The organism is Paenibacillus alkaliterrae, assembly GCF_021532375.1.
GTDB classification, from domain to species: Bacteria; Bacillota; Bacilli; order Paenibacillales; family Paenibacillaceae; genus Pristimantibacillus; species Pristimantibacillus alkaliterrae.
Genome location: NZ_JAKGAP010000022.1, coordinates 26,158 through 41,305 on the forward strand (window position 1 = coordinate 26,158; position 15,148 = coordinate 41,305).

The 15,148-nt window shown below is 50.2% G+C and carries 12 protein-coding genes; 11 read left to right on the top strand and 1 reads right to left on the bottom strand.

Annotation, left to right across the window (positions count from 1 at the left end):
• Window positions 1–179 precede the first annotated feature (179 nt).
• From L1N85_RS11080 to L1N85_RS11100, 5 genes are all read left to right on the top strand, one after another.
• Entirely contained in the window at window positions 180–1,220 is a 1,041-nt protein-coding gene (locus L1N85_RS11080) for a CobW family GTP-binding protein (RefSeq protein WP_235237749.1), read from the top strand.
• A gap of 136 nt (window positions 1,221–1,356) precedes the next feature.
• A complete protein-coding gene (locus tag L1N85_RS11085; RefSeq protein WP_235237751.1) occupies window positions 1,357–1,890 on the top strand; it encodes a hypothetical protein in 534 nt (177 codons plus the stop codon).
• A 162-nt stretch (window positions 1,891–2,052) separates the two neighbouring features.
• Window positions 2,053–2,196: a hypothetical protein gene (locus L1N85_RS11090; RefSeq protein WP_235237752.1), complete on the top strand. Its 144-nt coding sequence runs from the start codon at window positions 2,053–2,055 to the stop codon at window positions 2,194–2,196.
• A 228-nt stretch (window positions 2,197–2,424) separates the two neighbouring features.
• A complete protein-coding gene (locus L1N85_RS11095; protein ID WP_235237757.1) occupies window positions 2,425–4,920 on the top strand; it encodes a bifunctional diguanylate cyclase/phosphodiesterase in 2,496 nt (831 codons plus the stop codon).
• A gap of 122 nt (window positions 4,921–5,042) precedes the next feature.
• The gene (locus L1N85_RS11100; RefSeq protein WP_235237759.1) at window positions 5,043–5,303 is read left to right on the top strand and encodes a SadB/YajI family lipoprotein; all 261 of its coding nucleotides are present in this window, start codon (window positions 5,043–5,045) and stop codon (window positions 5,301–5,303) included.
• A 121-nt stretch (window positions 5,304–5,424) separates the two neighbouring features.
• Here the strand turns inward: L1N85_RS11100 and L1N85_RS11105 are convergent, their stop codons facing one another.
• Window positions 5,425–6,108 (bottom strand): hypothetical protein, encoded by a 684-nt coding sequence (locus L1N85_RS11105; RefSeq protein ID WP_235237761.1) that lies wholly within the window; start codon window positions 6,106–6,108, stop codon window positions 5,425–5,427.
• Window positions 6,109–6,263: 155 nt separating this feature from the next.
• Here L1N85_RS11105 and L1N85_RS11110 point away from each other — a divergent pair, with 155 nt between their 5' ends.
• The 6 genes from L1N85_RS11110 to L1N85_RS11130 all read left to right on the top strand — a co-directional run bounded on the left by L1N85_RS11110 (window position 6,264) and on the right by L1N85_RS11130 (window position 15,084).
• A complete protein-coding gene (locus L1N85_RS11110) occupies window positions 6,264–7,313 on the top strand; it encodes a LacI family DNA-binding transcriptional regulator (protein ID WP_235237763.1) in 1,050 nt (349 codons plus the stop codon).
• On the top strand, window positions 7,310–9,502 hold the full coding sequence (locus L1N85_RS11115; protein WP_235237766.1) for an alpha-galactosidase: 2,193 nt from the start codon (window positions 7,310–7,312) through the stop codon (window positions 9,500–9,502). The genes L1N85_RS11110 and L1N85_RS11115 overlap by 4 nt, the downstream gene beginning before the upstream one ends.
• A gap of 253 nt (window positions 9,503–9,755) precedes the next feature.
• Complete coding sequence (locus L1N85_RS27140; RefSeq protein WP_268818240.1) at window positions 9,756–9,878, top strand: hypothetical protein; 123 nt, start codon at window positions 9,756–9,758, stop codon at window positions 9,876–9,878.
• A gap of 38 nt (window positions 9,879–9,916) precedes the next feature.
• Window positions 9,917–10,447 (top strand): type 1 glutamine amidotransferase domain-containing protein, encoded by a 531-nt coding sequence (locus L1N85_RS11120; RefSeq protein WP_235237768.1) that lies wholly within the window; start codon window positions 9,917–9,919, stop codon window positions 10,445–10,447.
• 250 nt (window positions 10,448–10,697) lie between these two features.
• Window positions 10,698–11,855: a GntR family transcriptional regulator gene (locus L1N85_RS11125; RefSeq protein ID WP_235237769.1), complete on the top strand. Its 1,158-nt coding sequence runs from the start codon at window positions 10,698–10,700 to the stop codon at window positions 11,853–11,855.
• A gap of 145 nt (window positions 11,856–12,000) precedes the next feature.
• A complete protein-coding gene (locus L1N85_RS11130) occupies window positions 12,001–15,084 on the top strand; it encodes an alpha-mannosidase (protein ID WP_235237771.1) in 3,084 nt (1,027 codons plus the stop codon).
• Window positions 15,085–15,148: the final 64 nt, after the last annotated feature.

A 15,148-nucleotide genomic window follows, 5' to 3' on the forward strand; every position in this document is an offset into this window, starting at 1 on the left:
CTTACTTGTAAATCGGCATAATTGCGTTTCCACTAACTGAAATAGGTTAAAAAATCCCCAAGTGCCTGAGCCTTGGGGATTTTGAATTGTTCATGAATAAAAGATGAACGAGCGTAACGGTTACGATATAATAGAAGATGATTGAGAAGCATTCATTTCATTGAACGGGAGAAGCAAACATGAAACATAGTGAACAAAGCATACCGGTACATCTATTATCCGGCTTTCTTGGGAGCGGTAAAACAACGCTGCTGCAGAGACTGCTGGAATACTGCAAGGCTCAGGGGAAGAAGCCGGCCGTCATCATGAACGAGCTGGGCGATATCAATCTGGATGGGCAACTGCTGGACGCAGAGGTGCCTATGGCCGAAATGCTTAGCGGCTGCATTTGCTGCACGATACGCGGCGATTTGGGCATGGAGATCAGCATGCTCATTGAAGAACATCAGCCTGATGTGATATTCATCGAATCGACGGGAGCTGCCAATCCGATGGAAACGTTGGACGGCGTAACGGAGGCGGCCATGTATAAGGCGATCGACCTTCGCAGCGTCATTACCGTCGTAGACGGGCCGGAGCTGCTGGAGCGCGGCCGCGACGGTAAAGGACGCACCTTTAAGCTGATGAGTGAGCAAATCCGGTGCGCTACGCTGCTGCTGTTGAATAAAGCGGATAAGTTGGAGCCCGAACAGCTCGTAGAGGCGCAGCAGCAACTGCGGGAGCTGAATGCCCATGCGCGGATTACGGCAACGATTCGATGCGCGATCGATGATTGGAGCTGGCTGGATAGCGAAGAAGAAACGCAAGATTTTTCTCTTGACTCTATGGATGGCGAAGAAGGCGAAGCTTGCACGCATGTCGGCTGCTCCCATAATCATAGCGGGCACGCTCATCATCACACCCATGACGGTCACCATCACTCGCATGATCATGTACTGGTCGTAACTCATTATTGGAGCAGTCCGGTCTGCAGCAAGGCGTTCGAGGCATTGCTGCAGCGTTTGCCGAATGAGATTTACCGGGCGAAGGGAATCGTGACGTTTACGGATACGCCGAGCCGCTTCCTTTTCCAATATGCCTATCGGGAATCCGACTTCATGAGAATCGAGCCGCAGGGGCATGTGAACGATGTCGCCGTATTTATCGGAGAGCATTTCTCCAAGGATTGGCTGCGAAGCGAGCTGGCGCATCTGGAGCAAACCGAGAATACAGAGGCGTGAAGCTTGATGAAGAGATTTGAAGAGTTGTCGAAATTTGCGGACATATGACTATTCATTCGTATGCTTGGGCAAAATAAGCCAGATGAGGCTAATCCAGCCTTTTCATCACGATTGCAATAGAAAGGTGTGGCAGCAAATGATTAGAAAATGGTTAGTCCCGGCTGTGGCGCTAGCTGTGCTGTTCTCAGTCGCTCCCGTATGGGCGGCGCAATCGGTAACGGCCTTGCCGGATGCAGCACATTTTGTTAAGCATCCAACAACGTCCGATGAGGATGGCGAGTATAAGCATCACAAGGGAAAAATGACACGCAAGGATTTTGAAACTTACCGGCTGGAGAAGCTGAAGGAAGCCGCAGCTTATTTCGGCATCGAAACGGAAGGCAAAACCGTCCAGCAGCTCAAGAAGGAAGTGGAGGCAGCAAAGGTTGCCAACAAGGACAAATGGGAAGCCTTCAAGGCGGAGCATAAGGCTAAGCGGCTGGAGCATTTGCGAAAAATAGCCGATGAGCATGGCATCAAGACGGATGGCAAGACGGCAAAGCAGCTGCGCGAAGAGCTTTATAAGCTGCACGGGGGCAAAGGCAAACGTCCTCATCGCTTGGAAGATCACGATCGCGCCGGCGAGGATGCGCAGGACAAGCAGCAGAAGGACAAGCAAAACCAAGTATAAGATTGGCATGAAGCAGGCCGTTTCTAGTTCATTAATGACTAGGGACGGCCTTATTTTTTATTCGAAAATTGTGCGCATACTAGTTTAGGGCGTTTTGGGCATTATACATCGACTGTTTATATGTGATTTCAGTGCTCCGCAAAGCTATGCTTGGTGATCACGATGGATTGGGGGAAGCTGCAAAACCGCCGTCTCGTTATCGAGCAGCAGGGCCCAGCCGTAGAGGAAGTGCCGCCGATGTTTATTGAGAACAAAGACGCTGATATGGAGCGCATCTGCCTAATAGAGGCTGATGCGCTTTTTTAGTGCGCCCAGCATGGGCGCTATCTATAAAGAAGACATTAGGTCCAATAGTCCCTTGCCTTGTTTAAACAACAGGTGAAAAGTAGTTTTTTGTCGATAAATATAGTGTTTCTTGCCTATTTCAAGCATTGTGTTCAAGGAGAAATGTCAAGTATACTAGAGCCATATCATAATTTGACATATTGCGTCGTTTTTATTTCTTTGTTCGACAACAAGGGGCTGATCGATAAGATGAGAAAGATAAGGCTAAGCATCGCTCAAAAATTAATGTTTTCTTTGGGCCTGCTTGTTATTCTTTCATTTGGTATATTGGTATCCGCCCACCTTATTAAGCTTTATCATTTGAACCTGCGTGAAAGCGAGCTGCTCTCGCAAACGCAGTCGATGGCCTACATATATCCTCTCACCAAATCACTGGACCAAACCATTGCAAAGCTCGATAAGCTGGAAGCCATTATGGTACAGATGCGCAGTGATCAAATGCAGGACCGCGAAATTATCGTTGAAAAGCTCCAGAAGCTGCTTCGCGAGCAGCCTCAGCTGTTAGGCGTCTATACGCTTTGGGAGCCAAACGCTTTCGATGGAAAGGACGACGCCTACCGTAACAAAAACAGCTATGACGATGATACGGGACGTTTCATTCCCTACGCGGTGCGTAAGGATGGGGAGATTCAGCTTCATGCTCTCGAGCATTATGAGGATCAGGTCGATGGAAGTTATTATCAAATTCCGAAACGTTCAAAGACGTTTTCGTTAATCGAGCCTTATGCCTATCAAGTCGATGGCAAAACCATTTTAATGACCTCGCTCGTGCTTCCTATAATGGATACGCAAGGCCGGTTTTTGGGAATTGTAGGAGCCGATCTTTCACTGGATTCGGTACAGAAGCATATCGAAGAAGTTCGCCCCTTAGGCGGATACGCTAACATCATAACGACAGAAAACAAGTATTTAGCCAATGGCAGTAATTCGGAGCTAGTGATGCAGCCCTATGAGCGATGGTCGGACGATAATGAGCTTGAAGCGATGAAAGGCACGAAGCCTTATTTTCGCTATACGCGTGATGCCGATGGCAGCGGAACCGTGCTGCGAATGTTTTATCCGATTGTGATCAAGAATGCGATTTGGCATATTGAAACCGTCATACCGAAGAAGAATATGCTGACTGAATTTTACAAGAGCTTATGGGAGTCGCTTATGATCACGGCGTTCGCGCTTCTGTTTATAACGCTTATGATGGGGCTGCTCGTTCGGAAAATCATCCTGGTCAATATCCATAAAGTTGTTCAGGCAACCTCCGAAGTCTCCTTCGGCAATGAAAATAAAAAGCTGGACATTCAGACGAATGATGAATTCGAATTTATGGCGAAGCATTTCAATCATATGATCGACCAGCGCAAGGAAGCGCAACTGCTGATCGAATATCAGTCCACGCATGACTTATTGACCGGACTGCCCAATCGTTATGCGTATCTTCTGCATGTGGAAGGAAAAGTTTCGTCCCGAACAGCAATGGAGGACGGACATCTTGCTTTGCTCTTCATTGATCTTGATCGATTCAAAGTGATCAACGATACGCTGGATCATGCTATGGGCGATCAACTGCTAAAGAAGGTGTCCGAGAGAATCGTACAAGTTGTTCAGGACAAGGGACGGGTATTTCGCTTCGGAAGCGACGAGTTTATTGCGCTGCTTGAAAATGTGAGCCATCTGCATCAAGCGCTGCATACAGCGGAGGACATCCTGTCGGGCATTGCCGAGCCTCTGCGATTGAGGGATCGGATGTTTTACATAACGGCCAGCATCGGAATGAGCATTCACCACGAGCTGCTGCCCGGTACGGGCGAACAGCTGGTGAAGGAGTCCGACATTGCGATGTACGTGGCCAAGAAGGAGCGCAACACCTGCAAGATCTATTCTCCTTCGATGAACGATGTGCCGAAGAAGGAAATTATGCTGGAGAACAGCATGCTTAACGCATTGGAGCTGGGACAATTTATGTTATATTACCAGCCGAAGATCGATGTAAAGACCGGCCGGATTAATGGAGCGGAAGCCTTGATCAGGTGGAAGCACCCGGAATTGGGTATGGTCTCGCCGCTTGATTTTATTCCCATAGCAGAGAAGACGGGCTTCATTATTCCGTTGGGAGAATGGGTGCTGTATACGGCATGCCGGCAAATGAGCGAGTGGGAGCGGATGGGGCTGCCACGGCTGACGGTGAGCGTCAATATGTCGATGATTCAATTCCAGCAAAAGCAGATTGTCCATACGATCGAACGTATTCTTTCGGATGCGGGCATCAGGCCGGAGCAGATCGAGCTGGAAATTACGGAATCTATCTTTATGGACAACCAGGAGTACACGCTCAAAATATTGCATGAGCTTCAGCAGTTGGGCGTCAAGCTGTCGCTTGATGATTTTGGAACGGGGTATTCCTCGCTCAGCTATTTGCAAAATATACCGCTGCACACGCTGAAGCTAGATAAATCGTTTATCAGCGATATCGTCAGCGATTATAAGAAGCAAATGATTTTTAAATCGGTCGTCGTTATCGCGCATAATTTGAATTTAAGAGTGGTGACCGAAGGTGTCGAGACAGAGGAGGAGCTGCGAGTCATTCGCGAGCATAACTGCGATGCGGTGCAAGGCTATATTTTCAGCCCGCCGGTGCCGGCACCTAAGTTCGCCAAGCTTTATATGGATCATCTTACAGCAGAAGCCTGATGATATTTCCGAGGTTGTAATAAGAACGCTTGTTTGGTACAATGGATTAATCGCATTTATGCCTACGCAGCTACGCTATGAAGTACATTTGCTTCGCAAATGTTTAATTAAGGAGGATTTCAATGTCAGAGGAACGACTTGAACGTCTGGAAGGCTTGATGGAGCAGCTGATTGGTATGGTGGGCAGTGTGCTTAGTGAGCAAAGGTCGATGAAAGATGAGCTTAGCTCAATGAAAGAGGATATTTCGTTAATAAATGAACGACTCGAGCGAATCGAACGGCAAAACACGGCTTTTCAAGAATCTACGGCGTATCTATTGGACAAAACGGCGGAACATGACCATGACATTCATGTGCTTAAGCACCGTTTGTTAAAAATTTGATCGAAGTAGTTTATGACAGCTCTATTGGTCATGAGACGAAAAGATTTTTAAACGATGCTGCCGCCCATTGCAAGGGAGGCAGCATGTTGTTTTAGTTACACTTCTTGCACCCGGCTATTCTTTAGATCGTCCACTGAGAGTGGACAATTGCGCTTACGTACCAAGCTCCCACAAACTCCTCAAGCACGAGAATAAGGCTTTCCCAATCCATTCCCTCATACTGCTTATCAAAGCCGCTAAAATAATAATCCATCACGAAGCTGCCCGGAAACACCTCTTCAATATTGACAAGCGTATTTCCCATCCCTTTAATCTCATTAACGCCGACGGTCTCTGCTTCCATAAAGTCCTTGCCGTAAACGAACTTGTCGTAATACTGCTGAAACGTCAGCTCAATCGGCTCGCCGGTGCCGTCATAGGAGCCCCAGTTGTAGACGGTCGGATCTGACATAGCCGGCAAGTCTGCAGCTTGAAACACTTTAGCGGATACGGTTTCGATATGGGCATAAGGAGAGAATAATAATCCTTTGTCCGGATGGATATAGCTTGCGAGCGTCGCAAGGTCCGCATCCTTAAGTGCGAGAATGACCGCGGCCGCCGCTTCCTGCTCGGTTTTTGCTTTAACAGGCTGCTCCTCGCCGTCTGTGTTCGTTTCCGCAGGTGCGGGACTGGGCTTCGCCGCGCCCGTATTTTGATTTTGGCCTGGATTTGCAGTTGAATTACCGTTTCCTGAATCGTTCGTGGCAGCATTGCTGCATGCGGATAGGAGAATCAGCAGAGAAAGGATCAGAATTGTTTTTTTCATCCTTCGATCACCTCTAAATACGGTTTTGTTTGAAGCATTCTCATAAAGTCAGACGTGATTTGATCTTAAAAGTTGCATAGACGCTTGTGGACTTTATACCGGTCTGCTAAAATATTATTGTTCAGTAAATTTATTAACTAAATTTGGAGCGTGACATGGCGACTATAAAAGATATTGCGCATGAGGCGGGAGTATCGGCAGCCACCGTATCCAGAGTGCTCAACAATGACGCTGCGTTGGCTGTTAGCGAGGAAACGCGTGCCCGTATATTCAGCATTGCCGAGAAGCTGCAATATAAGCCGTCGAGATTGCGAAGAATGAAGAAGGAAGAGCAGCTGTCGCGTCAGCAAATCGGCTTACTCATGTGGTCGACGCCGGAGGATGAGCATAGCGATCCATATTTTTCTTCGATCCGCAAAGGAATTGAAATGCGCTGCGAGGAGCTCGGCATTAGCATTAATAAGGTGTTGCGAGGAAACGGCCGGGCAGAATTTCAGCCCATGCATGAGCTGGACGGCTTGATCGTCGTCGGATCTATCGCCGAGGAGGACGTAACCCAGCTTTTTAGACATGGACACCGGCTCGTATTCGTCAATCATTCGAGAGAGTTGAACGATTACGATACGGTGAAGCTTCATTTTGAACAGGCAACAAGAGCCGTTATTAATCATTTGAGAGAGCTCGGGCATGCGCGGATCGGTTATATTGGCGGGAATGATCACATTCATCGGCTCAATCGCCAGGAAGAGGACGTTGTCGTAGTCGAGCTTCGCCGCGCTTTTTTCGAGAAGGCGCTTGGCGAGCTTGGACTTTATGAGGAAACGCTTGTCATGCAAACGGAATGGTCCTCGAATGGCGGCTATGAAGCGATGAACCGGCTGCTTCAGCTGGAAGCGAAGCCGACCGCATGCTTTATCGGAAGCGATCCGATGGCGGTCGGCGCTTTGCGGGCGTTACATGAGCATGGCGTGAGGGTTCCGGAGGAAATGGCTGTCGTCGGGTTTGACGATATCGAAGTATCGGCATTTCTTAATCCGCCCTTGACGACCGTACGCGCGCATACGGAGCATATGGGAAGATCGGCGGTACAGCTGATGCTTGAGAGAATCGAAGGGCGGGAAGCTGCGGTGCATATGACGATTAATACTACCTTGATCGTTAGGGAGAGCTGCGGCAGCAAATTAAATGGGAGGAATTCATTATGACTATTCAGTATGATCAACAGCGTTCGCTATTCCATCTTCAAGCTCAAGATACGAGCTATGTCATTCACGTTACAAAAACAGGTTATGTCGCGCATCTCTATTGGGGGAAAAAAATACGCGGCATGAAGCTGGAGCGCTTGCTTGAGCTGAAGGAGCGTGCTTCCTTCTCTCCGAGCACGGAGCTGGATCATTTGGCCTTGTCGCTGGACACGCTTCCTCAGGAATACCCGGGCTACGGAAATTCCGATTTCCGGATGCCTGCCTATCAAGTCATGCTGCCTAACGGCACGACGATAACCGATTTGCGTTATGAATCACATGCAATTGTACAAGGCAAGCCGGCGCTTGCGGGATTGCCTGCAACCTATGTAGAAAGTGATAAGGAAGCGCAAACGCTGGAGCTTACGTTGAAGGACGAACTAACCGGTTTATCTGTTATTCTTTCCTATACGGTGTTTGAAGAGTTTGATGCGATTACCCGCTCAGCTAGACTAGTGAACAACGGAACGGACACGCTGCAGCTGCAGCGCGCCTTCAGTTTGAGCCTGGATATGCCGCATGATCAATTCGAAATGCTTCAGCTATCCGGCGCATGGACGCGTGAGCGCCATATACACAAGCGTAAGCTTGAGCCTGGCCTGCAATCGATCGAAAGCCGCAGAGGGTCAAGCAGCCATATGCAAAATCCGTTCGTAGCGCTTCTATCGGAAGGGGCAAGCGAGGATCACGGCGACGTGTACGGGGTGAACCTCGTATACAGCGGCAACTTTACGGCAGGCGTAGAGGTCGACCAATTCCATTCGGCACGTTTGTTTATAGGGATCAACCCCTTCGACTTCAATTGGCGGCTTGATCCGGGCGAGCATTTCCAAACGCCGGAGGCGGTTATGGTTCATTCCGAGCATGGGCTCGGCGGCATGTCGCGCAGCTTCCATGATCTTTACCGCACCCGCTTGATTCGCGGCACGTTCCGCGACCAGACGCGCCCGATTCTCGTCAACAACTGGGAAGCGACGTATTTCAACTTTAATGCGGATAAAATCGAAGCGATCGCCCGTACCGGACAAGAGCTCGGTATCGAGCTGTTCGTGCTTGATGACGGCTGGTTCGGGAAGCGTGACAATGACACGACCTCGCTTGGCGATTGGTTCGTGGACCGCAGCAAGCTGCCAAACGGCCTCGAGGATCTGGTAAGCCGAGTTAAACGTCTTGATATGCAGTTCGGCTTATGGTTCGAGCCGGAAATGATTTCACCTGAAAGCGAGCTGTATCGTGCGCATCCGGATTGGTGCTTGCACGTAGAAGGCCGCCGGCGCACGCAAGCGCGGCATCAGCTGATTCTCGACTTGTCCCGCAAAGACGTGCAGCAATATATCGTGAAGTCGATTTCGGACATTTTGTCCAGCGCTCCGATTACGTATGTGAAGTGGGACATGAACCGGAATATGACGGAAATCGGCTCGGCGCTGCTGCCGGCGGAGCGGCAGCGGGAGACGGCTCATCGTTACATGCTCGGTTTATACGAGGTGCTTGAGCAAATTACGTCGGCTTTCCCGCATGTTCTGTTCGAGAGCTGCTCGGGCGGCGGAGGCCGCTTCGATGCGGGCATGCTCTATTACATGCCGCAGACATGGACAAGCGACAATACGGATGCCGTTTCAAGGCTTAAGATACAATACGGCACAAGCATCGTCTATCCGGTGAGCTCCATGGGTTCGCATGTATCGGCCGTCCCTAACCATCAGGTCGGACGCATTACTTCCTTGGAGACGCGGGGCAATGTCGCGCTGTCCGGCAACTTTGGCTATGAGCTCGACCTTACGCGCTTTACCGAACAAGAGAAGGAAACCGTCAAGACACAGGTCGCACTTTACAAGGACGTGCGCCATCTCGTACAATTCGGCAATTTTTACCGATTGCTAAGTCCGTTCGAGGGGAACGACACGGCGTGGATGTTCGTATCCAAGAATCAGAGCGAAGCGTTCGTCGTTTATGTATCGGTGCTGCAGGAGCCGAATCCGAAGCTGAATCGCTTCCTCCTGAAAGGGCTTGATCCGAAGCGGGATTATAAGCTTGACGGGCAGGAGTCCGTATACGGCGGCGATGAGCTGATGTACGCGGGTCTTGCAACGCCGCAATTCCATGGCGACTATGCGAGCAAGATGTACCGTTTCCGCGCAGTGGAATAAGCTGGGCTCGCCTATTGGCAAAACAAAAGGGGTATCCTGCGAGCAGCATGTTGCAGCTCGCAGGATACCCCTTTGTATGATCAACCTGATAGCGGAACGTTATTGTACAAATAGTCATACTGGCTATATGTTATGACTTATGCACTTCGCTGAATTAATTGGTAATTGTGAGAATCTATGCTTGAATGTACCGGTCGCTAAGTTATGAGTAATTTGTAAGGGTTATACTTTGTTGCAGAGGTAGATCAGCAGGATGGAAAGGGAAAAGGCACAGCCTTATCTAATAGGAGCCTTCGCGAAGCTGACGGCAGTGACCGAGCGGACGCTCCGCTTCGTAGAAAACGCGCTGCTTCAAATTTGCGACATTAGGGTATAGTAATTTATGGCTATACGAATGAGAGGAGTGTGCAAAAGATGACGAAAGCGAAAAAGGTTGCTTTTCTGCTGGCGAATGACTTTGAAGATTCCGAGATGAAGAACCCCTTCGATGAGATGGTGAAGAACGGCCACGAGACCGTTATTATCAGCTTGAAGGCCAATGAGGAGCTGAAGGGCAAGCAGGGCACGATCAACTATACATCGCATCTGGGTATAAAAGAAGTCGCTGCGGACGATTATGCCGCTGTCATCATACCTGGAGGCAAATCGCCTTCCCATCTGATGAATGACGCGGACGTGCAGGCGTTCGTGCAGAAAGCGGATAAGGCAGGCGCGACAATTTCTGCGATATGCCATGGCCCGCAGGTGCTGGCCGCTGCCGGTTTGCTTAAAGGCCGAACGTTGACGGCATTTCCGGGCATTTCCGGCGAGATCGAAGCGGCAGGCGGGCATTTCGTCGACAAAGAGGTTGTCGTAGACCGCAATCTGGTGACATCGCGCATGCCGGAGGATGAGCCGGCCTTTATCCGGGAGACCCTCGAACGTCTGGGCGTGAACGCTTGGTAGGGGCACAGCGGCAAACTCTGACTGCGGCACCGTGAGCGGTGAGCCCGGCAAGGAAACAAGGAGCCGAATGATCCGGCTCCTTTATTTTGCGTCTTATGGACCTATCGGCAAAAATCCAGCAGCAGTGATCGAGATTATAATATATATTATATATGTTATAAGTTCATTCGACGATGGACTAGGTCTTGCGTAATAGTGATTAACCATATAATATATATTACAAATATCAATATGAAGTTTGGTGATTGCTATGAATTCAACAGTCCGCACCCCGCTCTATCAGAAAATTCAGGACTATATCCGCGATCTGATTGATTCGGAAGGCTTAAAGACGGGGGATCGCATTCCGACGGAAAAGGATCTTATGAAACGGTTCAACGTTAGTAAGATTACGGTTGTTAATGCTATGACCGGATTAGCGAATGATAATATTATTACACGGGTGCCCGGGAAGGGCAGCTTTGTCAGCGGCCAGAAGCCGATGCCGGTGCAAGAGGTTGAAGGGTCCGCAACAAGTTCTATCGAGGCGGGGGAAGAGAATGGCCTTCGTACGCGCATTATCGGCCTTGTTATGCCTTCCATTTACGATTATTTCGCTATTCGTCTGATCGAAGGCGTCCAAAGGGCGCTCAATGAGAAAGGCTACCGGAGCATGATCCTCTTGTCGGAAGGCAAGCTGGAAAAGGAAAAAGAGGCTTTTAAAACGCTCAAGGAAATCGGAGCGGAAGGATTGCTGGTTTTCCCGGTGGACGAAGAAAATTACAACGAGGAGATTCTCAGCATGAAGTTCACCGGCTATCCTTTCGTGCTTATCGACCGGTACCTGCCGGGCGTGGAAACCCATTACATTGCCGCTGACGGCAAGCTTGGAACGAGTCTCGCAGTCGATTATCTGTGGGAGCTCGGACACCGGGAGATTGCGATTTGTTCCGATTCTCCGCTGCAAACGGTAACGGTTCAAGAGCGGATTGAAGGATATATGAGTGCTCTGAAGAACAAGGGGGCGCTCATAAATCCGGCTCAGATGATTACCGGCTTTCAGGTGGAAAGTCTGAAAGATTCGGAGAAACATCCGTTATTCCGGTATATCCGCAGTCGAATGGCAACGGCATACATCACGCTGAACGGAAGACTTGGGGTGCAAATTTATCAAATGGCGCGCCAAGCCGGATTGAAGGTGCCGGAGGATTTGTCCATCATTAGCTTTGACGACCCGACAGCGATCGTAGAGGAGTTCAGCATCTTCACCCATATCAAGCAGTTCGAGCATGATATGGGCTACCGCGCGGCCCACACATTGCTCGAAATTATTGAGAACGGAGAAGGTAAGGGCAAGAAGTACAGCAAAACCTTAATTAAGCCGGAGCTGGTCGTCGGACAAACGACCGGACATTTTACCGCTAAGTAAGCAAGTCGTTAGGAACCGAGGATCTTTTCCGCTAAGGAGAAGATTCTTTTTTTATTTATATATTGAATATATTCAACTTATATATTATATTAGGATCAAGCTATCGACTCGAAGTATATAACAGGATGGAAATGGAGACATGCATATGCCCTACGAAACGGTAAGTATGGAACAGTTGAAGTCGATGTTGGAACGCTTGAAGGAACATATCTATAAGCCGCTCTCGGAATTGAACGTAACGGCCTGGGTAACGCCTGAGCCGGTCCCCTATGAAGCTAGAATGTCGGGGCAAAGAATAGAGCTTTCTTCTGGCGACCGATGGGGAAAGCTGTGGGATTGCGCTTGGTTCCATTTTACCGGCCAAGTGAACGGAGACGCCAAAGGCTTGAAAGTCGTCTTGCTCATAGACGTGAATGGCGAATTATGCCTTGTTGATGAAGAAGGATCGCCCGTCCAGGGATTGACGAATATCAATTCCGAATATGATTACTCGCTAGGTCTTCCTGGGAAGCGGGTCGTGAGCGTCAGCGATTGCTCGATCGGGAACGAAACAGTTGATTTGTGGGGCGATGCGGGCTGCAACGACCTGTTCGGGCGATTCCGCAGCGGAACTTTGAAGGAGGCGGTCGTCGCTGTCTGCCGCGAGGACGTCCGTCAGTTGTATTACGACACGGAAGTGCTGCTGGAAACGGCGGACCGTCTGCCGAAAGGATCCGCTCGAAGGGAACGAATGATCCAGGCTCTGTACGACGTATCGCTTCTGCTTACCGAGTTGACGGAAGACCGCGTGGCTAAGGCATTGTCGATCTTGGGCGAACAGCTGGCGAAGCGGGGCGGCGATCCGGTACTGACCATCAGCGCCGTTGGTCATGCGCATTTGGATTTGGCGTGGCTGTGGCCAATCCGGGAAACGATCCGCAAAGGCGCGAGAACATTCTCGACAGCGCTGATGATGATGGAACGTTATCCCGACTATGTTTTCGGGGCGAGTCAGCCTCAACTGTATGATTGGATGAAAACCCATTATCCGAAGCTGTATGCACGGATCAAGGAGCGCGTTTTGGAAGGGCGCTGGGAGCTGCAAGGGGCGATGTGGGTCGAGTCGGACACGAACGTGCCTGGGGGCGAATCCCTTATACGCCAAATCCTTTACGGGAAACGTTATTTTCAAGAGGAATTCGGTCAAGAGATGAAGACGTTATGGATGCCGGATGTGTTCGGCTACACGGCCAGCTTACCCCAAATTTTGAGCAAATCCGGCGTTGATTACATGATGACGCAGAAGCTGTCTTGGAGCAAATACAACCGTCATCCCCATCATACGTTTGTATGGGAAGGGATCGACGGCTCGAGAGTACTGACGCACATGCCGCCGGAGGATACCTATAACAGCCCTGCGGCACCCCGTTCGATCGTGAAGGCAGAGAACGAATATTTGGATAAAAACGTGTCGGAAGAGTGTCTCATGCTGTTCGGGATCGGCGACGGCGGAGGCGGTCCCGGCGAAGAGCATCTAGAGAGGCTTATGCGGCAGAAAAATCTGCTTGGTCTAAGCCCTGTCGTGCAAGAACCGTCCTTGCGTTTTTTCGAGAAGCTGGCCGAAGGTGCGGATCGCTATCAAACCTGGTCCGGTGAGCTTTATTTGGAGAAGCATCAAGGAACGTTAACAAGCCAAGCCCGGAACAAACGATACAACCGGAAGCTGGAGAAGGCGCTTCGCGAGCTGGAGTACGCTGCGGTTTTGGCCGGCGAGAGAACGGGTAAGCCATATCCTTCTGAGGAGTTGGAGCTTATTTGGAAGGAAGTGCTTCTATACCAGTTTCACGATATCCTGCCAGGCTCCTCGATCAAGCGGGTATATGACGAATCTTTGGAGCGCTATGCCGCGCTGTCGGAACGAGTGGAGCAGATGATTGCGGAAGCGTATGAAGCGGCTGCCGAAGGGCTCCCGGCTGAAGCGGGGACTGCAGCCTTTTTCAACTCCTTGTCCTGGGAGCGGGAAGAGTGGCTGCACAAAGATGGCTGTTGGTTCCGGATTCGTGTGCCTGCTATGGGATATGCCTTGGCGAATACGGATATGCTCGCTAGGTCGAAGGCAGAGACGGCTGCTGCGGGAGCAGACGTGGATGAGAAGGAAAGCGCGATGTTGCCGGATTCAAGATTCCCGGATATGAGGGCTTCAACCGTCGACCGAATCATAGAGAATGATCTGCTTGCAGTGACTTTCGCAGAAGACTATACCATTGTATCTGTGTGGGATAAAGAGTATGGTCGGGAAGTGATTCCTAACGGACAGAAAGCCAATGAGCTCTGCCTGTACCATGACGATGGCGATGCATGGGATTTCCGTCAAGATTACAGGCAATCCGGTGCAGCGCCGCTGCAAACCGCTGAAAGCGCCGCATTTCAAGAAGGACCGAAGAGCGGTTTGATTTTACATTATCGGTTCGGCCATTCTTCCTTGACGCAAAAGGTCGTGCTCACCCAAGGCAGCCGCCGGATTGATTTCGTTACGAACGTAGATTGGAAGGAATCCGGGAAAATGCTTCGTACGTCGTTCCCGGTCGATATTCGGTCGGACAGCGCCAGCTGTGAAATCCAGTTCGGCTACATCAAGCGTCCTACGCATCGCAATACGATGTGGGATTATGCCAAAGACGAAATATGCGCTCATCATTGGATGGATCTCTCTGAGCCGGATTACGGTGTGGCCTTGCTGAATGACTGCAAATACGGGCATCGCGCCTGGCAGAATGTCCTCGATCTCAATCTGCTGCGCAGCACAGCCTATCCCGATCCTGAAGCCGACCGGGCGGAGCACAGCTTTACTTATTCGCTCTATCCGCATAAGGGGGATCATATTCAGGCGGAGGTTTACAAACGGGGCTATGAGCTGAATGTACCTTTGCGGTCGGTCGACTTGCCTCGAAGCAGCATGACTGGGATGCTGTCGGAAGAGCAGTCCTTTATTCGGATCGGCCATCCGAACGTTATGGTTGAAACGGTAAAGCAAGCGGAGGATGGCGAAGACTTGATCGTCCGGCTTTACGAGACAGCGGGCACTCACCTCAAGACAACGTTTGATCCGAAATTCAGGATGTCGGAAGCGTGGCTCGCCGACTTAATGGAAGCGCCGATCGAAAGGCTCGATTCGGAGGACGGGGCGTTCACGCTATCCTTCACGCCTTTCGAAATCAAAACGATCCGATTGACAAAGCCATCCTTGTGAAAACAATATAACCTGCTGGAAAACTCATGTTTGCGATAGACCGAGTGATCCAGCTCTTCATTTA